Source organism: Pseudomonas benzenivorans (assembly GCF_033547155.1).
Lineage (GTDB): Bacteria > Pseudomonadota > Gammaproteobacteria > Pseudomonadales > Pseudomonadaceae > Aquipseudomonas > Aquipseudomonas benzenivorans_B.
The window spans coordinates 354,519-375,235 of sequence record NZ_CP137892.1 but is presented as its reverse complement, the minus strand read 5'-3'; the positions used below and the strand labels follow the sequence as shown (position 1 = coordinate 375,235).

Below are 20,717 nucleotides of genomic sequence, written 5' to 3'. Positions count from 1 at the left end.
CCACCTTTCTATACTCTCCCTGTTTTGGTTCGCCCACGCCGCCCGCCCTGCGCCGATGCACGGCCGCCGGCGCCGATCGTGCGCGTTTCACGCGTCTTTTCGGGGCTTTGGTTTGCTTCTTGCATTTTCCTGCCCATTGCCAGAAAGCCCTCGCCTATGACTATCAACGACGCACTGCACCGCCTGCTGCTCGACAACCTGACCACCGCGACCCTGCTGCTCAACGGCGAACTGCGCCTGGAGTACATGAATCCGGCGGCGGAGATGCTCCTGGCCGTCAGCGGCCAGCGCAGCCACGGGCAGTTCATCAGCGAGCTGTTCACCGAGTCGGCCGAGGCCCTGAGCGCGCTGCGCCAGGCGGTCGAGCAGGCCCACCCGTTCAACAAGCGCGAGGCGGTGCTGACCTCGGTGACCGGCCAGAGCCTGACCGTCGACTATGCGGTGACCCCCATCCTCAGCCGCGGCGCGACCCTGCTGCTGCTGGAGGTCCACCCCCGCGACCGCATGCTGAAGATCACCAAGGAGGAGGCCCAGCTGTCCAAGCAGGAGACCACCAAGCTCTTGGTGCGCGGCCTGGCGCACGAGATCAAGAACCCCCTGGGCGGCATCCGCGGCGCCGCCCAGCTGCTGGCCCGCGAGCTGCCGGCCCCGGAGCTCAAGGACTACACCGACGTGATCATCGAGGAGGCCGACCGCCTGCGTAACCTGGTCGACCGCATGCTCGGCTCGAACAAGCTGCCGTCGCTGACGCCGACCAACGTGCACGAGGTGCTGGAGCGAGTCGCCAGCCTGGTCGAGGCGGAGAGCCAGGGCAGCATCATTCTGGTGCGCGACTACGACCCGAGCATCCCCGACCTGCTGATCGATCGCGAGCAGATGATCCAGGCGGTGCTCAACATCGTGCGCAACGCCATGCAGGCCATCGCCACGCAGAAGCACGACCTGGGCCTGGGGCGCATCACCCTGCGCACCCGCACCCTGCGCCAGTTCACCATCGGCCACACCCGCCACCGCCTGGTGGCGCGCATCGAGATCATCGACAACGGCCCCGGCATCCCCCAGGAGCTGCAGGAGACCATCTTCTACCCCATGGTCAGCGGCCGCGCCGAAGGCACCGGCCTGGGCCTGGCCATCACCCAGAACATCATCAGTCAGCACCAGGGCCTGATCGAGTGCGAGAGCCATCCCGGGCATACCCTGTTCTCGATCTTCCTGCCGCTGGAACAAGGAGCATCCGCTGCATGAGCCGAAGTGAAACCGTCTGGATCGTCGACGACGACCGCTCCATCCGCTGGGTCCTGGAAAAGGCCCTGCAGCAGGAAGGCATGACCACCCAGAGCTTCGACAGCGCCGACGGCGTGCTCGGCCGCCTCAGCCGCGAACAGCCGGACGTGATCATCTCCGACATCCGCATGCCCGGGGCCAGCGGCCTCGACTTGCTGGCGCGGATTCGCGAGCTGCACCCGCGCCTGCCGGTGATCATCATGACCGCCCACTCCGACCTGGACAGCGCGGTGGCCTCCTACCAGGGCGGCGCCTTCGAATACCTGCCCAAGCCCTTCGACGTCGACGAGGCGGTATCCCTGGTCAAGCGTGCCTTCCAGCACGCCCAGGAGCAGCAGAGCCTGGCGGCGCCGGTGGAGCAGCCACGCACCCCGGAGATCATCGGCGAAGCCCCGGCCATGCAGGAGGTGTTCCGCGCCATCGGCCGCCTCTCCCACTCCAACATCACCGTGCTGATCAACGGCGAGTCCGGTACCGGCAAGGAGCTGGTCGCCCATGCCCTGCACCGCCACAGCCCACGTGCCGCCTCGCCGTTCATCGCGCTGAACATGGCGGCCATTCCCAAGGACCTGATGGAGTCGGAGCTGTTCGGCCACGAGAAGGGCGCCTTCACCGGCGCCGCCAACCTGCGCCGCGGTCGCTTCGAACAGGCCGACGGCGGCACCCTGTTCCTCGACGAGATCGGCGACATGCCGGCCGACACCCAGACCCGCCTGCTGCGCGTGCTGGCCGACGGCGAGTTCTACCGGGTCGGCGGCCACACCCCGGTCAAGGTCGATGTGCGCATCATCGCCGCCACCCACCAGGACCTGGAAAACCTGGTGCAGGCCGGCAAGTTCCGCGAGGACCTGTTCCACCGCCTCAACGTCATCCGCATCCATATCCCGCGCCTGGCCGACCGCCGCGAGGACATCCCCACCCTGGCCCGCCACTTCCTCAGCCGCGCGGCCCTGGAGCTGGCGGTGGAGCCCAAGCTGCTGAAGAGCGAGACCGAGGACTATCTGCAGCACCTGCCCTGGCCGGGCAACGTGCGCCAGCTGGAGAACACCTGCCGCTGGATCACCGTCATGGCCTCCGGCCGCGAGGTGCACATCGACGACCTGCCGCCGGAGCTGCTGGCCCAACCCCAGGACAGCATGCCGGTGAGCAGCTGGGAACAGGGCCTGCGCCAGTGGGCCGACCAAGCCCTGACGCGCGGCCAGTCCAGCCTGCTCGACAGCGCGGTGCCGGCCTTCGAGCGGATCATGATCGAGACCGCCCTCAAGCACACCGCCGGCCGCCGCCGCGACGCCGCCGTGCTGCTGGGCTGGGGGCGCAACACCCTGACCCGCAAGATCAAGGAACTGGGCATGAAGGTCGACGGCGGCGACGAGGATGACGGCGACGACCACTGAGCCGTCTTCATGCGGCACAGAAAAGCGGGCCCGGTGCCCGCTTTTTCTTTGCCCTCGGCATGCGCCTTCTCGGCGCCCGACCGCCCCACACTGCACCGCCACGGTACAGGAACGCTCCGCCAGATCCCCGGCAGCCGCCTGCGGCAGGGCCGAAACCCACCATTCCCGCGGGCCCGGGGTCGAGGTAACAAAACTGGCATAGCAGCTGCATAGACTCAGGCACGCCCAGTTTCGGGGACCTTGGTACAGGCAGGCCGGGGATTCCCCGCTTTTATTGCTCCGCCAGGCTGACCCTCAGCCGCCAGCGCCCGTCCACCTCCTCGGCGTGCCACTCGCCGCGCAGGGGACGGGCCGCCACCAGCCGCAACACCAGCTCGCGTTGCTCCCGCTGCAAGCGCCAGTTCACCGCCCGACCCTGCAGCCGCAGCTGACCCTGCTGCTCGCGGCCCAGGGTCTCCACCCGCAGCACGTAGGCACCGCCGATGTGCCTGGCGCGGACCTTGGGCGCCTCGTTGAACCACAGATGCAGGCCCTGCCCGACCAGCTCCACCTCCTGCAGGCGCAGTTCGGCCGGCTGCAGCAGGCGACCGATCATCATGCCGATGAGGAAACCGAACAGCGCCAGCGAGGCGAACACCCGCAGCCAGGGACGCGGCCGCTCGCCGCTATCGGAGGTAGAATGCCGACCATCATCAGGCCCGGAGCCGCGCATGTTTCACGTAATCCTCTTCCGACCGGAAATTCCACCGAATACCGGCAACATTATCAGGCTATGCGCCAACAGCGGCTGCCACCTGCACCTGATCGAACCCCTGGGCTTCGAGCTGGACGACAAACGCCTGCGCCGCGCCGGTCTGGACTATCACGAGTACGCCCCCCTCAGGCGCCATAGCGACCTCGACAGCTGCCTGCAGAGCCTCGGCCAGCCGCGCCTGTTCGCCTTCACCACCAAGGGTTCGCAGCCCTTCCACGAGGTGCAGTACCAACCCGGCGACGCCTTCCTGTTCGGCCCGGAAAGCAGCGGCCTGCCGGCGGATATCCGCGATGCCCTGCCCGCCGAACGCCGGGTGCGCCTGCCGATGCGCGAGGGTTGCCGCAGCCTCAACCTGTCCAACACCGTGGCCGTGGCGGTCTACGAGGCCTGGCGCCAGCAGGGTTTCGCCCTGTGAGACGGTCGCCGCGCAGCCAACAAAAAACGCCCCGCGGGGCGTTTTTTGTTGGCGAGAAAGCCGTGGCTCAGTTGGCCGGGGCCTGCTCGGTGCTCTGCTGCATGCGCTTGAGCTCCTGGGCATAGAGCGCATCGAAGTTCACCGGCGCCAGCATCAAGGCCGGGAAGGAGCCACGCACCACCAGGCTGTCCAGGGTTTCCCGCGCATAGGGGAACAGGATATTCGGGCAGAAGGCCCCCAGGGTGTGGCTCATGGCCGCCGCCTCCAGGCCCTTGATCAGGAAGATCCCGGCCTGCTGCACCTCGGCGATGAAGGCGGTTTCCTCGCCGTTCTTCACCGTTACCGAGAGGGTCAGCACCACCTCGTGGAAGTCGCCGTCCAAAGCCTTCTGACGGGTGTTCAGGTCCAGGGAAACGCTCGGCTTCCACTCCTGGCGGAAGACTTCCGGACTCTTCGGCGCCTCGAAGGACAGGTCACGGATGTAGATGCGCTGCAGGGAAAACTGCGGGCTCTGTTCGCCCTGGGCGGCGTCACTGCTGGCTTGTTCAGTCATGGCAAATCCTTGTTGTTGGGGTACTAGGAAGGGGCTATTGATCTCATGCCTTGAGCAGCGCGTCCAGCTTGCCGGCACGCTCCAGGGCATAGAGCTCGTCGCAACCACCGACATGGGTCGCGCCGATCCAGATCTGCGGCACCGAAGTGCGCTGCGCCTTGCGGGTCATCTCGGCGCGCAACTCGGGCTGACCGTCGACCTTGATCTCCTCGAAGTCGACACCCTTGCTGGCCAACAACTGCTTGGCGCGGATGCAGTAGGGACACCAGTCGCTGGAATAGATGGTCACCGCCACCATGTCACTTCACCAGCGGCAGGTTGTCGCCACGCCAGCTGGCGATCCCGCCGGCCAGCTTGGCCGCGTTGAAACCGGCCTTCTTCAGCTCGCGGCTGGCGGTGCCGGCCTGCTGGCCCATGGCGTCGACCACGATCAGGGTCTTGGCCTTGTGCTTCTCCAGCTCGGCGATGCGCGCGGCCAGCTTCTCGTAGGGGATGTGCAGGGCACCGACTATGTGCCCGGCGGAAAAATCCTTCTGCGCGCGCACATCCAGCACCACGCCCTGCTCGCTGTTGAGCAGCGCCGTGAGTTCGCGGCTGCTCAGGCTCTTGCCGCCCTTGAGCAGTTCGCTGAACACCAGCAACGCCAGGAGGACGACGAACAGTCCGCTCAGTACATAGTGGGTCGTGGCAAATTCAATCAGATTGGCAAGCATCGTGCGGTTCCGGGACGGTAAAATGCCGGCCAGTATACACAGCCCCACAGGCCGACCAAAACCCGCCCGGCGGTGACGCCAGCGGCGCTTGGCCGTAGAATGCCGGGCCTTTTTCGCCCCTTTCCAGCAGAGCGAGCCAGCCTTATGAGCGCCACGCCCAAACCCCTGGTCCTGATCATCCTCGACGGCTTCGGCCACAGCGACACCCCCGAGTACAACGCCATCCACGCGGCCGCCACGCCGGTCTACGACCGCCTGCGCGCGACCCAGCCCCACGGCCTGATTTCCGGCAGCGGCATGGACGTCGGCCTGCCGGACGGGCAGATGGGCAACTCCGAGGTGGGCCACATGAACCTCGGCGCCGGCCGCGTGGTGTACCAGGACTTCACTCGGGTGACCAAGGCCATTCGCGACGGCGAATTCTTCGAGAATGCGGCGATCTGCGCCGCGGTGGACCAGGCGGTGGAGGCCGGCAAGGCCGTGCATATCCTCGGCCTGCTGTCCGACGGCGGCGTGCACAGCCACCAGGAGCACATCGCCGCCATGGCCGAACTGGCGGCCCGCCGCGGCGCCGAGCAGATCTACCTGCACGCCTTCCTCGACGGCCGCGACACCCCGCCCAAAAGCGCCCAGTCGTCCATCGAGCTGCTCGACGCCACCTTCGCCAAACTGGGCAAGGGCCGCATCGCCAGCCTGATCGGCCGCTACTTCGCCATGGACCGCGACAACCGCTGGGACCGCGTCGAGCAGGCCTACCGGCTGATCGTCGACGGCCAGGGCCAGTTCCAGGCCGACGACGCCGGCGCCGGCCTGCAGGCCGCCTACGAACGCGGCGAGAGCGACGAGTTCGTCAAGGCCACGGTCATCGGCGCGCCGGTGCGGGTCGAGGACGGCGACGCCGTGGTGTTCATGAACTTCCGCGCCGACCGCGCCCGCGAGCTGACCCGCGCCTTCGTCGAGCCGGGCTTCGCCGAATTCCAGCGCCCGCGCGTGCCGCAGACCGCCGGCTTCGTCATGCTCACCCAGTACGCCGCGAGCATTCCGGCGCCCAGCGCCTTCAAGCCGGAGCCCCTGACCAACGTGCTCGGCGAATACCTGGCCAAGCAGGGCAAGACCCAGCTGCGCATCGCCGAGACCGAGAAATACGCCCACGTCACCTTCTTCTTCTCCGGCGGCCGCGAGGAGCCGTTCGAAGGCGAAGAGCGCATCCTCATCCCCTCGCCGAACGTCGCCACCTACGACCTGCAGCCGGAGATGAGCGCCCCCGAGGTCACCGACCGCATCGTCGAGGCCATCGAGCAGCAGCGCTACGACCTGATAGTGGTCAACTACGCCAACGGCGACATGGTCGGCCACACCGGCGTATTCAGCGCCGCGGTCAAGGCGGTGGAGTGCCTGGACACCTGCGTCGGGCGCATCGTCGCGGCCCTGGACAAGGTCGGCGGCGAGGCGCTGATCACCGCCGACCACGGCAACGTCGAGCAGATGGAAGACGCCTGCACCGGCCAGGCCCACACCGCCCACACCTGCGAGCCGGTGCCCTTCATCTATGTCGGCAAGCGCCCGGTCAGCCTGCGCCAGGGCGGCGTACTGGCCGACGTGGCGCCGACCCTGCTGGCGCTGATGGGCCTGGAGAAGCCGGCGGAAATGACCGGCACCAGCATCATCGCCCTGCAGTAAGCGCGCGAAGGACCTCGACGCCCCACTCCCTGCGGACTGGGGCGTTTTTTTTGCCCGTGACCACGGGCATACTAGGGCCGTTCCCCGCCCCGGTGTCGCCATCCCCATGTTTCGCGCCCTCGTCCTGATTCTCCTGTCCTGCCTGCTCGCCCCGGCCTTCGCCGACGACAAGGCCGACGCCCAGAAGCAGCTGGAAGCCGCCCGTGCCGACGTGGCCGAGCTGAAGAAACTGCTGCAGCAGCTGCAGCAGGAGAGATCCGGGGTCCAGAAGGACCTGCAGAAGACCGAAACCGAGATGGGCCAGCTGGAGCAGCAGGTCAAGGGCCTGCAGCAGGAGCTGCGGCAGAGCGAAGAGGAAATCCAGCGCCTCGACACTGAGAAAAAAAAACTCCAGGGCGCGCGCCTTGAGCAGCAACGGCTGATCGGCATCCAGGCCCGCGCCGCCTACCAGGGCGGACGCCAGGAGTACCTCAAGCTGCTGCTCAACCAGCAGAACCCGGAGCAGTTCTCCCGTACCCTCACCTATTACGACTACCTCAGCGAAGCGCGCATGGAGCAGCTGGCGCTGTTCAACGAAACCCTGCGCCAGCTGCACAACGTCGAGCAGGACATCGCCAGCCAGCAGGCCTTGTTGCAGGAGCAGAAGAGCGCCCTCGACAGCCGCCGCGAGCAGCTCGCCCAGGCACGCCAGGAGCGGCGTCAGGTGCTGGCCAAGCTGAACCGGGAATTCTCCGCCCGCGACCGCAAGCTCAAGGCCCGCCAGCAGGAACAGCAGCAGCTGGCCCGGGTGCTGAAGACCATCGAAGAGACCCTCGCCCGCCAGGCCCGCGAGGCCGAGCAGGCACGCCAGCGCGCCCTGCTCGCCGCCCGCGAGCGCCAGAGCGCCCCCGCTGCGGGGGGCGCCAGCGGGCCGCTGGTCAGCGCCGGCGCAGCCTTTGGCGGCCCCTTCGCCAAGGCCCGCGGCAAGCTGCCCTGGCCGGTCGACGGGCGTCTGGTGGCGCGCTACGGCACCCCCCGCGGGGGCGACGCCCGGGCCAAATGGGACGGCGTGCTGATCGGCGCCGCCGCCGGCAGCCAGGTGCGCGCGGTGCATGGCGGGCGGGTGGTATTCGCCGACTGGTTGCGCGGCGCCGGGCTTCTGGTCATTCTCGACCATGGCAATGGCTATCTCAGCCTGTACGGGCACAACCAGAGCCTGCTGAAAGACCCCGGCGACCTGGTCAAGGCCGGCGAGCCCATCGCCACCGTCGGCACCAGCGGCGGCCAGGACACCCCGGCCCTGTATTTCGCCATTCGCCAGCAGGGCCGCCCCAGCGACCCGGCCCAATGGTGCCGCGCGCAAGGATAGGCGCCACCTTATTCCGTAGGAGTTAGTTCGACATGTCGCATCTGTCTCGCCTCACCCCCCTGGCCCTGAGCATCGCCCTGCTCGGCGGCGCCCCTCTGCTGCAGGCGGCGGAAACGCCGGATTCGGCCGCCCCCCAGGTGAGCGACAAGGCCCCACTGCCGCTGGAGGACCTGCGCACCTTCGCCGAGGTGCTCGACCGCATCAAGGCCGCCTACGTCGAGCCGATCAGCGACAAGACCCTGCTGGAGAACGCCATCAAGGGCATGCTCAGCAACCTCGACCCACACTCGGCCTACCTCGACATCGACGCCTTTCGCGAACTGCAGGAGAGCACCAGTGGCGAGTTCGGCGGCCTGGGCATAGAGGTCGGCATGGAGGACGGCTTCGTCAAGGTGGTGTCGCCGATCGACGACACCCCGGCCTCCAGGGCCGGCATCCAGCCGGGCGACCTGATCATCAAGATCGACGGCCAACCGACCAAGGGCCTGTCGATGCTCGAGGCGGTGGACAAGATGCGCGGCGAGGCCGGCAGCAAGATCCAGCTGACCCTGGTGCGCGAGGGCGGCAAGCCATTCGACGTCGAGCTGACCCGCGCGGTGATCAAGGTCCGCAGCGTGAAGAGCCAACTGCTGGAGGACGGCTACGGCTACCTGCGCATCACCCAGTTCCAGGTCAACAGCGGCGACGAGGTGCTCAAGGCGCTGAACAAGCTGCGCAAGGACAACGGCAAGAAGCTGCGCGGCCTGGTCCTGGACCTGCGCAACAACCCCGGCGGCGTGCTGCAGGCTGCGGTCGAAGTCTCCGACCACTTCCTCAAGGAAGGCTTGATCGTCTACACCGAGGGGCGCATCCCCAACTCCGAGCTGCGCTTCTCCGCCGACCCCGCCGACCCCAGCGAGGGCGTGGCGCTGGTGGTGCTGATCAACGGCGGCAGCGCCTCGGCCTCGGAGATCGTCGCCGGCGCCCTGCAGGACCACAAGCGCGGCGTGCTGATGGGCACCGACAGCTTCGGCAAGGGCTCGGTGCAGACCGTGCTGCCGCTGAACAACGACCGCGCGCTGAAGCTCACCACGGCGCTGTACTACACGCCCAACGGCCGCTCGATCCAGGCCCAGGGCATAGTGCCGGACATCGAGGTGGCGCGCGCCAAGCTGACCCGCGAGCAGGACCAGGGCGACTTCAAGGAAGCCGACCTGCAGGGCCACCTGAGCAACGGCAATGGCGGCGCCGACAGGCCCAGCAAGGGCAAGACCGCGCGAGCGGCACGGCCCCAGGACGACGACTACCAGCTGGCCCAGGCCCTCAACCTGCTCAAGGGCCTGGACATCACGCGCGGCAACTGAACGCGGATCGCTGCAACGAAAAAGCCCGGACTCAGGTCCGGGCTTTTTCGTTGCAGCGACGGTTACAGGTAGCTGTTGGTCATCTCGTCGACGAAGCCTTCGCTGCGCAGCTCGTCGAGGGCCTTCTGCAGGCGCTGCACCACCTCATCCGGGGTCTCCTTGTTCAGCGCCAGGTACAGCTCGGCGTCGTTGAAGCGCAGCACGGTGGTCAGGCCGCTGACCCCCTCCTGCTTGGCCAGGTAACGCCCCACCGGGTCGGTGGTGGCCCACAGATCGATCTGCCCCTTGAGCAGCTTCTGCACGTTCTGCTGGTCGCGCAGCGCATTGATCGGCTGCAGGCCCTGGCTCTCCAGGTGCTGGCTGACCGCATCGTTCTTGTAGGCGCCGATCTTGTACTGCCCCGCCTCTTTCAGGCTGTCGACGCTGAGGTTGTTGCCCGGGGCGGCGAGCAGCACCCAGCCGCTCTTGGCGATGGGCCCGACCCACTTGAACAACGGCTGGCGCTCGGGGGTGAAGGTGGTGGAGAACAGCCCGTAGTTGGGCTTGTCCAGAGTCAGGCGATAGAGGCGATCCCAGGGAAAGCGCAGAGACAGGCTGTAGTCGATGCCGGCGCGCTTGAACATGGCGCGGACGATCTCCGCACTGATGCCGTCGATGGCATCGTCGCGGGCGAAGTTCTTGTCGTCCACCGCCATGTTGAACGGCGGGAAGTTCTCGGTCAGCAGCACCACCTTGTAGCCGTAGGGCAGCTCGGCCTGGGCCGTGCAGGCACTGAGGATGAGGCCGAACAGCAGGCCGATTTTCATGGATTTCAACATAAGTCTCCCCGCTTGCTTGATTTGTGATTATGGCTAGCGGCTGCCCTGCTTGGGCGAAGCCCCGGCGACATATGACGCTTGGCGTCGACCGTCCTTGGTGGTGCGCCGGCTTGTGGCCGGCACACGGGTCTTACAGGTAGCTGTTGAGGATATCGTCGACGAATCCTTCGGCGCGCATCTTGTCCAACTCGCCCTGCAGCTTCTGCACCACTTCGTCCGGCACCTCCTTGTTGAGGGCCAGGTACAGCTCGGCGCTGTCGAAACGCAGGACCGTCTTCAAGCCGGAAATACCCTCTTGCTTGGCCAGGTAGCGGCCGGCCGGATCGCCGGTGGCCCAGAGGTCGATCTTCCCCTCCATGAGCTTCTCGGCATTCATCTGATCACGCAGCGCGGTGATCGGCTGCAGCCCCTGCTCCTCCAAGTGCTGGGCGATGGCGTCGCCCTTGTAGGCGCCGACCTTGTACTGCTTGGCCTGTTCCAGGCTGCTCAGGCTGATCGCGCTGTCGCCCCTGGCCAGCAGCACCCAGTCGTCCGGGCCGATCGGACCGACCCACTTGAACAACGCCTCGCGCTCCGGCAGGCGCGCGGTGACGAATACGCCGTAGCCCGGCTTCTCCAGCGCCAGCTTGTAGATGCGGTCCCAGGGAAAGCGCAGGGTCAGGTTGTACTGGATGCCGGCACGCTTGAACATCTCACGCACGATGTCCACGGCGATGCCGTCGAGATTGTCTTCCTGGGCGAAATTCTTGCCGTTGATCGCCATGTTGTAAGGCGGGAAATTCTCCGTCAGCAGCACCATGCGGTAATCCGGATCGACCTCGGCATGAGCCGCGCTCGCCATCAACATCAGGGTGCCGGTGCAGGCCAGCCATAACTGCTTGAACATGGATGTTCCCTCATTGTTATAAGTGCGCAGGCAGCCCAGCATACTCAGCACACCGGCCTTAGCCCAGCACCAACAGCAAAAACCTGGCGCGACGGCGCACCGGGCTAGTAGCGTTCCACTATCCGGCTCAGCTCACCCTCGGCACGCAGGGCATCCAGGGCCTCCTGCAGACGCTGCACCAACTCGTCTGGGGTGGCCAGGTTGAGCGCCAGGTACAACTCGGCCGTATGGAAGCGCTGCACCACGCGCAAGTCCTCGACGCCCTCCTGCTTGGCCAGGTAACGGCCACTGGGGTCGGCGGTGACCCACAGATCGATCTGCCCCTTGCCCAGCTTCTCCAGGTTCTTGTTGTCGCGCAGCGCCAGCTGCACCGGCAGGCCCCGGTCGATCAAGGACTGGCTGATGGCATCGCCCTGATAGCCGCCGATGCGATAGCGCGCGGCCTCCTGCAGGCTGGCCAACTGGATAGGGCTGTCGGCCTTGGCCATCAGCACCCAATCGTTGCTGGCAATCGGGCCCACCCATTTGAACTGCTTCTCCCGCGCCGGCGTGCGAGCGGCGGAAAACAGGCCGTAGCCGGGCTCGTTGAGGGCCTGCTGATAGACCCGCGCCCAGGGGAAGCGCAGGATCTGCTGACACTCGACCCCGGCGCGCGCGCAGACGGCCCGCAGGGTGTCGGAACTGATGCCGGTGATGCCCGCATCCTTGGCGAAGTTGCGCCCATTCACCGAGTGGTTGAAGGGCGCGAGGTTCTCGGTGAGCAGGACCAGGTTCTGGGCATGGGCCAGGCCGACTTCACACAACAGCAGGGCAGCAGCGAATAGCCGTAGGACGGGCATGGGGACTCCGTGTCGAGATAACAGATGGGGGCACCGGGGCTGGCCTGGCCAGCCCGACAGCCAGAACGGCCGATGCGCGGACGCTGGAATTTTAACGATATGCGCCAGACGAGTCTGTCGACTCCCCCGCACTGGCGTCCCGCCGCGAGCCCCGAGTGCGGATCAGCGCACCACGATGCCGCGGCTGGCCAGGTAGGCCTTGGCCTCCGGCACGGTGTACTCGCCGAAGTGGAAGATGCTCGCGGCCAGCACCGCATCGGCCTTGCCTTCGAGGATGCCGGCGGCCAGGTGCTCGAGATTGCCGACGCCGCCGGAGGCGATCACCGGGATACCCACCGCCTCGCTGATGGCGCGGGTCACGCCCAGGTCGTAACCGCTCTTCACGCCGTCCTGATCCATGCTGGTGAGCAGGATCTCGCCGGCGCCGAGGTCTTCCATCTTCTTCGCCCACAGGACGGCGTCCAGGCCGGTGGGCTTGCGCCCGCCGTGGGTGAAGATCTCCCAGCGCCCCGGCTCGCCCGGCGCCGAGACGCGCTTGGCGTCGATGGCCACGACGATGCACTGGGAGCCGAAACGCGAAGCCGCCTCGCCGACGAATTCGGGGGTGAACACCGCCGCGGTGTTGATCGAGACCTTGTCGGCGCCGGCGTTGAGCAGGTTGCGGATGTCCTGCACGCTGCGCACGCCGCCGCCGACCGTCAGCGGGATGAACACCTGACTGGCCATGCGCTCGACCGTGTGCAGGGTGGTGTCGCGGCCATCGACGCTGGCGGTGATGTCGAGGAAGGTGATCTCGTCGGCACCCTGCTCGTCGTAGCGGCGGGCGATCTCCACCGGGTCGCCGGCGTCGCGGATGTTCTCGAACTTGACGCCCTTGACCACGCGGCCGTTGTCCACGTCGAGGCAGGGGATGATGCGTTTAGCCAATGCCATAGTGATGCTCTCGTCGGGTGGGTTAGGCCGCAGGCCATAACCCGCCAATGCGGGTTGGAGTTCGACGCACACCGGTGGGTTACGCCGCTGCGCGGCTAACCCACCCTACGCCCAGATCAGCCCTTGTAGCTGTCGCAGTAGGCCTGGGCCTCGGCCACGTCCAGGGTGCCTTCGTAGATCGCCCGGCCGGTGATGGCACCGATGATCCCCGGCGAACGGGCCAGCAGCAGCTTCTCGATATCGCCCAGGTTGTGGATGCCGCCGGAGGCGATCACCGGGATCTTGCTGGCCGCCGCCAGGGCCGCGGTGGCCTCGACGTTGCAGCCCTGCATCATGCCGTCCTTGGCGATGTCGGTGTAGACGATGGCGGCGACGCCGGCGGCCTCGAAGCGCCTGGCCAGATCCACCGCCTGCACGCTGCTGACCTCGGCCCAGCCGTCGGTGGCGACGAAGCCGTCCTTGGCGTCCAGGCCGACTATGACCTTGCCGGGGAAGGCCTTGCAGGCCTCGGCGACGAACTCCGGCTGCTTGACCGCCTTGGTGCCGATGATCACGTAGCTGACCCCGGCCCTGACGTAGTGCTCGATGGTTTCCAGGCTGCGGATGCCGCCGCCGATCTGGATCGGCAGCTGCGGATAGCGCTGGGCGATGGCGGTGACCACCTCGCCGTTGACCGGCTGGCCCTCGAAGGCGCCATTGAGGTCGACCAGGTGCAGGCGGCGGCAACCACCGTCCACCCACTTGGCGGCCATGCTCACCGGGTCGTCGGAAAATACCGTGGAATCTTCCATGCGGCCCTGGCGCAGACGCACGCAGGCGCCGTCCTTGAGATCGATAGCGGGGATAATCAGCATCGGGGAAACCTGTTCGAGTCTAGGGAATTCGGTGAGGGGTCAGCTCTTCTCGAGCGCCCAGAGGTCGCTTTCGATGCTCTCGAACCTGTCCTTCAGGTGCGCCTGCACATCGAAAATCGCCTTGTTGTAGTAGTGCGGGGCAACCTCGCGGGTAAACAGGTCGAGCAGCTCCTGCACCTCGAAACTGCCCAGCGCGAGTTCGAAGCGCTCGTCCAGGAAGCGCTTGAGCAGCCCCACGGCGGCCTGCTCCTGCTCCGCCTCCAGGCGCAGCAGCGGCGTCCTGTCCTTGCCGCGGCCCATCTACCAGCGCCCGTCCCAGGCGGCGAAATTCTGCAGCAACTGCAGGCCATGGGTGTGGCTCTTCTCCGGGTGGAACTGCACGGCGAAGCGCGAACCGTCGGCCAGGGCGGCGGCGAAGTCCTGGCCGTAGTGGCCGCGGCCGACCACCTGCTGGGCCTTGCCCGCCTCGACGTAGTAGCTGTGCACGAAGTAGAAGCGCGCGCCCTCGGGAATCTCGTGCCACAGCGGATGCTTGACCGCCTGACTCACCTCGTTCCAGCCCATGTGGGGGACCTTGAGCGGCTCGCCATCTTCGACCAGGCCCTTGCCGAAGAAGCGCACCTGGCCGGGGAACAGGCCGATGCAGTCGACGCCGTCGTTCTCCTCGCTGCGCTCGAGCAGCGCCTGCATGCCGACGCAGATGCCGAGGAAGGGGCGGTCCTGGCTGACCTCGCGCACCAGCTCATCGAAGCCCAGGCGGCGAATCTCGGCCATGCAGTCGCGGATCGCGCCGACCCCGGGGAACACCACCCGATCGGCCTCGCGGATCACCTGGGCGTCGCTGGTCACCAGCACCCGGCCGGCGCCGACGTGCTCCAGCGCCTTGGCCACCGAGTGCAGGTTGCCCATGCCGTAATCGATAACAGCGACCGTCTGCATCTAGAGCACGCCCTTGGTCGAGGGCATCTGCCCGGCCATGCGCGGGTCCAACTCCACGGCCATGCGCAGGGCGCGGCCGAAGGCCTTGAACACCGTCTCGATCTGGTGGTGGGTGTTGTGCCCGCGCAGGTTGTCGATATGCAGGCTGACCAGGGCATGGTTGACGAAGCCCTGGAAGAACTCCTGGAACAGGTCGACGTCGAAGCCGCCGACCGTGGCGCGGGTGAAGGGCACGTGCATCTGCAGGCCGGGGCGACCGGAGAAGTCGATCACCACGCGCGACAGCGCCTCGTCCAGCGGCACATAGGAATGGCCGTAGCGGGTCATGCCCTTCTTGTCGCCGATGGCCTGGGTGAAGGCCTGACCGAGGGTGATGCCGACGTCCTCGACGGTGTGGTGGTCGTCGATATGCAGATCGCCCTTGCACTCGATATCCAGGTCGATCAGGCCGTGACGGGCGATCTGGTCGAGCATGTGCTCGAGGAAGGGCACGCCGATGTCGAAACGCGCCTTGCCAGTGCCGTCCAGGTTGATCGAGACCTTGATCTGGGTCTCCAGGGTGTTGCGCTCGACGAATGCCGTACGTTCGGCCATCACCAGCTCCAAAAATTGCTCGCGGAAAAAGGCCGTCATTATAGGCGCCCCAAGCCCCGGGCGGCTACCGGCGCTAATCGGAAGGCCGGGCTGTCGAGCCCCGACGCGAATCGCCTTACACTGCACCACCGGAGGAACCCAGCCCATGCCCGTGATAGCCGAAACCCTCAGCACCCCGTCCGCCCAGGATCGCCTCGACCTGGCGAAGATCTATGCCGACGCGCCGCCCTGGCTGCTCGCCCCCTACGGCGACGCAGACGCCCTGATCCAGACCGGCCTGGCCGCCGGCACCCTGCTGGCCGGCCGCTTCAACGACCGCCTGCTCGGCGCCGCGCTGCTGCAGCGGCATGCCGACCACTGGCGCCTGTCGCACCTGTGCGTGCGCGCCATCACCCGGCGCCGCGGCGTCGGCCAGCGCCTGCTCGATACGGCCAGGGCCCGGGCCATGGCCGAAGGCATGCCCCTGCGCTTGGCCGCCCCTGCCGGCCATCTGGACGTCCAGGCCCTGGCCGCCAGCCAGCACCTGCCGCTGATCCAGCTGTAGCCCGAACCGCCGCCCCAGCCGAGCACCCAGCACGCCATGGACAGTATCGACACCCTGATCATCGGCGCCGGCGTCCTCGGCCTGGCCTGCGCCGCGCGCCTGGCCCAAGCGGACCAGAGCACCCTGATAGTCGAGGCGGAACGGCTCATCGGCAGCCACACCTCCAGCCGCAACTCCGAGGTGATTCACGCCGGCCTCTACTACCCACCCGGCTCGCTGAAGGCCGAGCTGTGCCTGGAGGGCCGCGAGCGCCTGTACGCCTGGTGCGCCACGCACCGGGTCGGCCACCGGCGCCTCGGCAAGCTGCTGGTGGCGGTCGGCGACAGCGAGCGCGACCAGCTCGACGCCCTCGCCGCCAATGCCGAGGCCTGCGGCGTGCACGACCTGAGAGCCCTGAGCCGCAGCCAGCTGCTGAGACTGGAGCCAGCCGTGCACGGAATGGCGGCGCTGCTGTCGCCGAGCACCGGGATCATCGACAGCCATGCCTACCTGCAGTCGCTGCTGGCGGCCGGCGAACAGCGCGGCGCCCAACTGGTCCTCGACACCCGGGTCGAGCGGCTCGACCCGGGCCCCGACGGCTGGCTCGCCAGCGGTGTCAGCGCCGGCGAGCCGTTCCAGATCAAGGCCCAGCGGGTGGTCAACGCCGGCGGACTGTTCGCCCAGCAGCTGGCGCACCGCACCGCCGGCCTGCCTCCTGCGCAGGTCCCGCCCCTGCACCTGTGCCAGGGCCGCTACTTCGGCTACAGCGGCCGCTCGCCGTTCCGCCACCTGATCTATCCGCTGCCGGAGGCCAATACCGCCGGCCTGGGTATCCATGCCACCCTGGATACGGCCGGCCAGCTGCGCTTCGGCCCGGACATCCGCTACCTCGAGCGGCTCGACTACCGGGTCGACGAACAGCTGCGCGCGCCCTTCGCCGCGGCGATCCGCCGTTACTTCCCGGGGCTCGACTGCAGCCGCCTGACGCCCGGTTACAGCGGCGTGCGGCCGAAACTCTGCGGCCCCGGGGAACCGCCCGCCGACTTCGTCATCCAAGGCCCGAGCGAGCACCGCCTGGCGGGCCTGGTCAACCTGTTCGGCATCGAGTCGCCGGGACTGACCGCCAGCCTGGCCATCGCCGAGCGCGTGGCGCAGGCCCTTTGAGCCACCCGGCGTTATACTGTTGCGCTCTTCCTCCCAGCCATTCACAACAAGGATTCGTCCATGAAAGCGCTCGGCAAGATCCTGGGTCTGTTTTTCCTCGGACTGCTGCTGATCATCGTGGCCCTGGGCTTCGCCCTGACCCACCTGTTCGACCCCAACGACTACAAGGACGAGATCCGCCAGCTGGCCCGCGACAAGGCCAATCTGGAACTGACCCTCAAGGGCGACATCGGCTGGAGCCTGTTCCCCTGGCTCGGCCTGGAGCTGACCGATGCCACCCTGGCCAGCGCCAGCACCCCGCAGCAGCCCTTCGCCGACCTGCGCCTGCTGGGCCTGTCGGTACGGGTGCTGCCGCTGCTGCGCAAGGAGGTGCAGATGAGCGACATCCGCATCGACGGCCTCAACCTCAACCTGCAGCGCGACGCGAAGGGCCACGGCAACTGGGAAGACATCGGCCGCCCGGCGCCTTCCGCCGACAACACGCCCGCACCGGCCAGGGCCGCCGGCGACGCGGCGAGCGGTGAGACCGCGAGCCAGCCAGCCGAAGGCAACCAGCCGATCAAGCTGGATATCGACAGCCTGATCGTCAACAACGCGCGCATCGACTACCACGACGCGCGCAGCGGCCAGCAGCTCAGCGCCGAAAGCATCCAGCTGACCACCGGCGCCATCCGCGAGGGCGCCAGCATCCCGGTCAAGCTCAGCGCCTTCTTCGGCACCAGCAAACCCCTGCTGCGCGCCCGCAGCGAACTGCAGGGCCGGCTGCGCTTCGACCGTGCGCTCCAGCGCTACCAGCTGGAAGGTGCGCGCCTGTCCGGCGAGGCATCCGGCGAGCCCCTCGACGGCCAGACCCTGACCTACGCGATCCAGGGCGAGCTGCTGCTCGACCTGGCCGCCCAGGTCGCCGAGTGGAACGGCCTGAAGCTTTCCGCCAACCAGCTGCGCGCCCTCGGCGAACTCAAGGTGCGCGACCTGGACAAGGCGGCGAAACTGTCCGGCGGCCTGTCCATCGCCCCCGTCAACCTGCGCGACTTCCTCACCGGCATCGGCCAAGCGCTGCCGGCGATGAGCGATGCCAAGGCCCTCGGCGAGTTCGAGCTGGTCACCCGCCTGAGCGGCACGCCGAACAGCCTGACCCTGGAAGACCTGCAACTGAAGCTCGACGACAGCCGCTTCAACGGCCAGCTGGCCATCAGCGACTTCGCCAAGCAGGCCCTGCGCGCACAGCTCGAGGGCGACCACCTGGACCTCGACCGCTACCTGCCGCCAGCCAAGGACGCCAAGGGCGCCGACGCCGCGCGCCAGGCCGAGGTCAAGGAAGCCGTCGCCCGCGCCGGCAGCAACGGTAACAGCCCGCTGCCCGAGGCGCCGACCCAGCAGGCCTGGAGCTCCAGCCCGCTGCTGCCGGTCGACCAGCTGCGCAAGCTAGACCTGCAACTGGCCCTGAAACTCGAGCAGCTGACCTTCGACAAGCAGACCATCGAGGCGCTGAACCTCAAGGCCAAGAGCAAGACCGGCCTGCTGACCCTGGAGGAGCTGCGCGGCAAGCTCGGCGGCGGCAGCTTCGACGCCAAGGGCCGCATCGACGTGCGCCCGGCCATTCCGCTGCTCAGCCTGCAGCAACGCCTCAAGCGCATCCCCGTCGAGCCCTTCCTCAAGAGCGATGAGCAAGCCGCGCCGCTCAAGGGCCTGCTCGACCTGCAGGCCGACCTCAACACCAGCGGCAACAGCGAGAAGGCCTGGATCGACGGCCTCAACGGCACGGCCAACTTCGCCTTGAAGGACGGCGTACTGGTCGACGCCAACCTCGAGCACCAACTGTGCCGCGGCATCGCCACCCTCAACCGCAAGGTGCCGAGCAATCCGCCGAGCGGCCAGGACACGCCCTTCGAGACCCTGCAGGGCAGCCTGAGCCTGCGCAATGGCGTGGCCAGCAACAACGACCTCAAGGCACGCATCCCCGGCCTCAGCGCCAAGGGTGACGGCGACCTCGACCTGCGCGTGCTCGGCCTCGATTACCGCGTCGGCGTCACCATCGAGGGCGACCAGCGCGCCATGCCCGACCCGGCCTGCCAGGTCAACGAGCGCTACGTCGGCATCGCCTGGCCATTGCGCTGCCGCGGTCCCCTGGAGCTCGGCGCCAAGGCCTGTCGCCTGGACCAGGACGGCCTGGGCAAGATCGCCGCCAAGCTGGCGGGCAACAAGCTCAGCGAGAAGCTGGAAGAGAAGCTCGGCGACAAGGTCAGCCCGGAACTCAAGGACGCCCTCAAGGGCCTGTTCAACCGATGAGCCCCGAGCAGTTCTCCGCGGCGGTACTCGCCTGGTACGACCGCCACGGGCGCAAGGACCTGCCCTGGCAACAGGGCATCACGCCCTACCGCGTGTGGGTCTCGGAGATCATGCTGCAGCAGACCCAGGTCGGCAGCGTGCTCGGCTACTTCGACCGCTTCATGGCCGCGCTGCCAACGGTCAAGGAGCTGGCCGAGGCGACCGAGGACGAAGTGCTGCACCTGTGGACGGGCCTGGGCTACTACACCCGCGCGCGCAATCTACAGAAGACCGCGCGCCTCATCATGGCCGAGCACGGTGGCGAGTTTCCCCAGGACGTCGAAGCCCTCACCGCCCTGCCCGGCATCGGCCGCTCCACCGCCGGCGCCATCGCCAGCCTGAGCATGGGCCTGCGCGCGCCGATCCTCGACGGCAACGTCAAGCGCGTGCTCGCACGCTACGTGGCCCAGGAGGGCTACCCGGGCGAGCCCAAGGTGGCCAAGCAGCTGTGGCAAGTGGCCGAGCGCCTGACGCCCCACGAACGGGTCAACCATTACACCCAGGCGATGATGGACCTGGGCGCCACCCTCTGCACCCGCAGCAAACCGAGCTGCCTGCTGTGCCCGCTGCGCAGCGGCTGCCAGGCCCACCTGCTCGGCCTGGAGATCCGCTACCCGATGCCCAAGCCACGCAAGGCCCTGCCGCAGAAGCGCACCCTGATGCCACTGCTGACCAACGGCGCCGGCGAAATCCTGCTCTACCGCCGCCCCTCCAGCGGCCTGTGGGGCGGCCTGTGGAGCCTGCCGGAACTGGACGACCTGCAAGGGCTCGCGGCCCTGGCCGAGCGCCACGCCCTGCGCCTCGGCGCACGCCAGGAACTGGCGGGCCTGACGCATACCTTCAGCCACTTCCAACTGGCCATAGAGCCCTGGCTGATCCGTGCCGAGAGCGCCTCCCACGCCGTGGCCGAGGCCGACTGGCTCTGGTATAACCTCGCCACCCCGCCGCGCCTGGGCCTCGCCGCCCCGGTGAAAAAACTACTGAAGCGCGCGGCCGACCAACTCAATGCCGACCCCCTTACTGGAGAGCAGCCATGACCCGCACCGTGATGTGCCGCAAACACAAGCAAGAACTGCCCGGCCTGGACCGCCCGCCCTACCCGGGCGCCAAGGGCGAAGACATCTACAACAACGTCTCCAAGCAAGCCTGGGACGAATGGCAGAAGCACCAGACCCTGCTGATCAACGAACGCCGCCTGAACATGATGAACGCCGAGGACCGCAAGTTCCTCCAGGAAGAGATGGACAAGTTCCTCTCCGGCGAGGAATACGCCCAGGCCGAAGGCTATGTGCCGCCCAGCGAATAGGCGCCCGAACGTAAACACCCGAAATAGTTAAATATTTTTTTGATCTCGC

The 20,717-nt window shown here is 67.5% G+C and carries 23 protein-coding genes; 11 read left to right on the top strand and 12 right to left on the bottom strand.

Going from position 1 to position 20,717, the window contains the following annotated elements; translation table 11 throughout:
- Positions 1 to 156: 156 nt before the first annotated feature.
- The gene (gene glnL / locus SBP02_RS01810; RefSeq protein WP_318644714.1) at positions 157 to 1,245 is read left to right on the top strand and encodes a nitrogen regulation protein NR(II); all 1,089 of its coding nucleotides are present in this window, start codon (positions 157 to 159) and stop codon (positions 1,243 to 1,245) included.
- Entirely contained in the window at positions 1,242 to 2,678 is a 1,437-nt protein-coding gene (gene ntrC / locus SBP02_RS01805) for a nitrogen regulation protein NR(I) (protein ID WP_318644713.1), read from the top strand. Before glnL ends, ntrC begins: the two co-directional genes overlap by 4 nt.
- A gap of 271 nt (positions 2,679 to 2,949) precedes the next feature.
- Here the strand turns inward: ntrC and SBP02_RS01800 are convergent, their stop codons facing one another.
- The gene (locus tag SBP02_RS01800; protein WP_318644712.1) at positions 2,950 to 3,390 is read right to left on the bottom strand and encodes a hypothetical protein; all 441 of its coding nucleotides are present in this window, start codon (positions 3,388 to 3,390) and stop codon (positions 2,950 to 2,952) included.
- On the opposite strand from SBP02_RS01800, the gene trmL reads away from it, so the two are divergent.
- Complete coding sequence (gene trmL, locus SBP02_RS01795; RefSeq protein ID WP_318644711.1) at positions 3,389 to 3,847, top strand: tRNA (uridine(34)/cytosine(34)/5-carboxymethylaminomethyluridine(34)-2'-O)-methyltransferase TrmL; 459 nt, start codon at positions 3,389 to 3,391, stop codon at positions 3,845 to 3,847. The two genes, SBP02_RS01800 and trmL, sit on opposite strands and share 2 nt — an antisense overlap.
- A gap of 67 nt (positions 3,848 to 3,914) precedes the next feature.
- Here trmL and secB read toward each other — a convergent pair whose 3' ends face one another.
- The 3 genes from secB to SBP02_RS01780 are packed head-to-tail and all read right to left on the bottom strand — an operon-like array spanning position 3,915 to position 5,113.
- Entirely contained in the window at positions 3,915 to 4,400 is a 486-nt protein-coding gene (gene secB / locus SBP02_RS01790; protein WP_318644710.1) for a protein-export chaperone SecB, read from the bottom strand.
- 43 nt (positions 4,401 to 4,443) lie between these two features.
- A complete protein-coding gene (gene grxC, locus SBP02_RS01785) occupies positions 4,444 to 4,698 on the bottom strand; it encodes a glutaredoxin 3 (protein WP_318644709.1) in 255 nt (84 codons plus the stop codon).
- Between the two features lies 1 nt (position 4,699).
- Positions 4,700 to 5,113: a rhodanese-like domain-containing protein gene (locus tag SBP02_RS01780; protein WP_318644708.1), complete on the bottom strand. Its 414-nt coding sequence runs from the start codon at positions 5,111 to 5,113 to the stop codon at positions 4,700 to 4,702.
- A 144-nt stretch (positions 5,114 to 5,257) separates the two neighbouring features.
- On the opposite strand from SBP02_RS01780, the gene gpmI reads away from it, so the two are divergent.
- The 3 genes from gpmI to SBP02_RS01765 all read left to right on the top strand — a co-directional run bounded on the left by gpmI (position 5,258) and on the right by SBP02_RS01765 (position 9,484).
- Positions 5,258 to 6,793 carry a 2,3-bisphosphoglycerate-independent phosphoglycerate mutase gene (gene gpmI, locus SBP02_RS01775; RefSeq protein ID WP_318644707.1) on the top strand — a complete coding sequence of 512 codons (1,536 nt, stop codon included), beginning with the start codon at positions 5,258 to 5,260 and terminating at the stop codon, positions 6,791 to 6,793.
- A gap of 106 nt (positions 6,794 to 6,899) precedes the next feature.
- Entirely contained in the window at positions 6,900 to 8,141 is a 1,242-nt protein-coding gene (locus SBP02_RS01770) for a murein hydrolase activator EnvC family protein (RefSeq protein ID WP_318644706.1), read from the top strand.
- 32 nt (positions 8,142 to 8,173) lie between these two features.
- A complete protein-coding gene (locus SBP02_RS01765; protein WP_318644705.1) occupies positions 8,174 to 9,484 on the top strand; it encodes a S41 family peptidase in 1,311 nt (436 codons plus the stop codon).
- A gap of 62 nt (positions 9,485 to 9,546) precedes the next feature.
- Here the strand turns inward: SBP02_RS01765 and SBP02_RS01760 are convergent, their stop codons facing one another.
- The 8 genes from SBP02_RS01760 to hisB all read right to left on the bottom strand — a co-directional run bounded on the left by SBP02_RS01760 (position 9,547) and on the right by hisB (position 15,347).
- Positions 9,547 to 10,302, bottom strand: a complete 756-nt coding sequence (locus tag SBP02_RS01760) for a substrate-binding periplasmic protein (protein WP_318644704.1) — start codon at positions 10,300 to 10,302, stop codon at positions 9,547 to 9,549.
- A 130-nt stretch (positions 10,303 to 10,432) separates the two neighbouring features.
- On the bottom strand, positions 10,433 to 11,149 hold the full coding sequence (locus SBP02_RS01755) for a substrate-binding periplasmic protein (protein ID WP_369960392.1): 717 nt from the start codon (positions 11,147 to 11,149) through the stop codon (positions 10,433 to 10,435).
- Positions 11,150 to 11,292: 143 nt separating this feature from the next.
- The gene (locus tag SBP02_RS01750; RefSeq protein ID WP_318644702.1) at positions 11,293 to 12,027 is read right to left on the bottom strand and encodes a substrate-binding periplasmic protein; all 735 of its coding nucleotides are present in this window, start codon (positions 12,025 to 12,027) and stop codon (positions 11,293 to 11,295) included.
- 162 nt (positions 12,028 to 12,189) lie between these two features.
- Complete coding sequence (gene hisF / locus SBP02_RS01745) at positions 12,190 to 12,960, bottom strand: imidazole glycerol phosphate synthase subunit HisF (RefSeq protein ID WP_318644701.1); 771 nt, start codon at positions 12,958 to 12,960, stop codon at positions 12,190 to 12,192.
- 116 nt (positions 12,961 to 13,076) lie between these two features.
- Positions 13,077 to 13,814: a 1-(5-phosphoribosyl)-5-[(5-phosphoribosylamino)methylideneamino]imidazole-4-carboxamide isomerase gene (hisA, locus tag SBP02_RS01740; RefSeq protein WP_318644700.1), complete on the bottom strand. Its 738-nt coding sequence runs from the start codon at positions 13,812 to 13,814 to the stop codon at positions 13,077 to 13,079.
- Positions 13,815 to 13,853: 39 nt separating this feature from the next.
- Positions 13,854 to 14,114 (bottom strand): DUF2164 domain-containing protein, encoded by a 261-nt coding sequence (locus tag SBP02_RS01735; protein ID WP_318644699.1) that lies wholly within the window; start codon positions 14,112 to 14,114, stop codon positions 13,854 to 13,856.
- Positions 14,115 to 14,753 carry an imidazole glycerol phosphate synthase subunit HisH gene (gene hisH / locus SBP02_RS01730; RefSeq protein ID WP_318644698.1) on the bottom strand — a complete coding sequence of 213 codons (639 nt, stop codon included), beginning with the start codon at positions 14,751 to 14,753 and terminating at the stop codon, positions 14,115 to 14,117.
- Positions 14,754 to 15,347, bottom strand: a complete 594-nt coding sequence (hisB, locus tag SBP02_RS01725; RefSeq protein WP_318644697.1) for an imidazoleglycerol-phosphate dehydratase HisB — start codon at positions 15,345 to 15,347, stop codon at positions 14,754 to 14,756.
- A gap of 145 nt (positions 15,348 to 15,492) precedes the next feature.
- Between hisB and SBP02_RS01720 the strand changes: the two genes are divergently transcribed.
- From SBP02_RS01720 to SBP02_RS01700, 5 genes are read left to right on the top strand one after another with little or no spacing between them, the layout of a single operon-like run.
- Positions 15,493 to 15,891 (top strand): acetyl-CoA sensor PanZ family protein, encoded by a 399-nt coding sequence (locus tag SBP02_RS01720; RefSeq protein ID WP_318644696.1) that lies wholly within the window; start codon positions 15,493 to 15,495, stop codon positions 15,889 to 15,891.
- 36 nt (positions 15,892 to 15,927) lie between these two features.
- Positions 15,928 to 17,034: an NAD(P)/FAD-dependent oxidoreductase gene (locus SBP02_RS01715; protein WP_318644695.1), complete on the top strand. Its 1,107-nt coding sequence runs from the start codon at positions 15,928 to 15,930 to the stop codon at positions 17,032 to 17,034.
- Between the two features lie 60 nt (positions 17,035 to 17,094).
- Positions 17,095 to 19,323 (top strand): AsmA family protein, encoded by a 2,229-nt coding sequence (locus SBP02_RS01710; RefSeq protein ID WP_318644694.1) that lies wholly within the window; start codon positions 17,095 to 17,097, stop codon positions 19,321 to 19,323.
- Positions 19,320 to 20,399 (top strand): A/G-specific adenine glycosylase, encoded by a 1,080-nt coding sequence (gene mutY, locus SBP02_RS01705; protein WP_318644693.1) that lies wholly within the window; start codon positions 19,320 to 19,322, stop codon positions 20,397 to 20,399. The genes SBP02_RS01710 and mutY overlap by 4 nt, the downstream gene beginning before the upstream one ends.
- Positions 20,396 to 20,668 carry an oxidative damage protection protein gene (locus SBP02_RS01700; RefSeq protein WP_318644692.1) on the top strand — a complete coding sequence of 91 codons (273 nt, stop codon included), beginning with the start codon at positions 20,396 to 20,398 and terminating at the stop codon, positions 20,666 to 20,668. The genes mutY and SBP02_RS01700 overlap by 4 nt, the downstream gene beginning before the upstream one ends.
- Positions 20,669 to 20,717 lie beyond the last annotated feature (49 nt).

Coding starts and splice junctions, on each gene's coding strand:
- glnL (WP_318644714.1), top strand. CDS start 157: ATGACTATCAACGACGCACTGCACCGCCTGCTGCTCGACAACCTGACC.
- ntrC (WP_318644713.1), top strand. CDS start 1,242: ATGAGCCGAAGTGAAACCGTCTGGATCGTCGACGACGACCGCTCCATC.
- trmL (WP_318644711.1), top strand. CDS start 3,389: ATGTTTCACGTAATCCTCTTCCGACCGGAAATTCCACCGAATACCGGC.
- SBP02_RS01800 (WP_318644712.1), bottom strand. CDS start 3,390: ATGCGCGGCTCCGGGCCTGATGATGGTCGGCATTCTACCTCCGATAGC.
- secB (WP_318644710.1), bottom strand. CDS start 4,400: ATGACTGAACAAGCCAGCAGTGACGCCGCCCAGGGCGAACAGAGCCCG.
- grxC (WP_318644709.1), bottom strand. CDS start 4,698: ATGGTGGCGGTGACCATCTATTCCAGCGACTGGTGTCCCTACTGCATC.
- SBP02_RS01780 (WP_318644708.1), bottom strand. CDS start 5,113: ATGCTTGCCAATCTGATTGAATTTGCCACGACCCACTATGTACTGAGC.
- gpmI (WP_318644707.1), top strand. CDS start 5,258: ATGAGCGCCACGCCCAAACCCCTGGTCCTGATCATCCTCGACGGCTTC.
- SBP02_RS01770 (WP_318644706.1), top strand. CDS start 6,900: ATGTTTCGCGCCCTCGTCCTGATTCTCCTGTCCTGCCTGCTCGCCCCG.
- SBP02_RS01765 (WP_318644705.1), top strand. CDS start 8,174: ATGTCGCATCTGTCTCGCCTCACCCCCCTGGCCCTGAGCATCGCCCTG.
- SBP02_RS01760 (WP_318644704.1), bottom strand. CDS start 10,302: ATGTTGAAATCCATGAAAATCGGCCTGCTGTTCGGCCTCATCCTCAGT.
- SBP02_RS01755 (WP_369960392.1), bottom strand. CDS start 11,149: ATGTTGATGGCGAGCGCGGCTCATGCCGAGGTCGATCCGGATTACCGC.
- SBP02_RS01750 (WP_318644702.1), bottom strand. CDS start 12,027: ATGCCCGTCCTACGGCTATTCGCTGCTGCCCTGCTGTTGTGTGAAGTC.
- hisF (WP_318644701.1), bottom strand. CDS start 12,960: ATGGCATTGGCTAAACGCATCATCCCCTGCCTCGACGTGGACAACGGC.
- hisA (WP_318644700.1), bottom strand. CDS start 13,814: ATGCTGATTATCCCCGCTATCGATCTCAAGGACGGCGCCTGCGTGCGT.
- SBP02_RS01735 (WP_318644699.1), bottom strand. CDS start 14,114: ATGGGCCGCGGCAAGGACAGGACGCCGCTGCTGCGCCTGGAGGCGGAG.
- hisH (WP_318644698.1), bottom strand. CDS start 14,753: ATGCAGACGGTCGCTGTTATCGATTACGGCATGGGCAACCTGCACTCG.
- hisB (WP_318644697.1), bottom strand. CDS start 15,347: ATGGCCGAACGTACGGCATTCGTCGAGCGCAACACCCTGGAGACCCAG.
- SBP02_RS01720 (WP_318644696.1), top strand. CDS start 15,493: ATGCCCGTGATAGCCGAAACCCTCAGCACCCCGTCCGCCCAGGATCGC.
- SBP02_RS01715 (WP_318644695.1), top strand. CDS start 15,928: ATGGACAGTATCGACACCCTGATCATCGGCGCCGGCGTCCTCGGCCTG.
- SBP02_RS01710 (WP_318644694.1), top strand. CDS start 17,095: ATGAAAGCGCTCGGCAAGATCCTGGGTCTGTTTTTCCTCGGACTGCTG.
- mutY (WP_318644693.1), top strand. CDS start 19,320: ATGAGCCCCGAGCAGTTCTCCGCGGCGGTACTCGCCTGGTACGACCGC.
- SBP02_RS01700 (WP_318644692.1), top strand. CDS start 20,396: ATGACCCGCACCGTGATGTGCCGCAAACACAAGCAAGAACTGCCCGGC.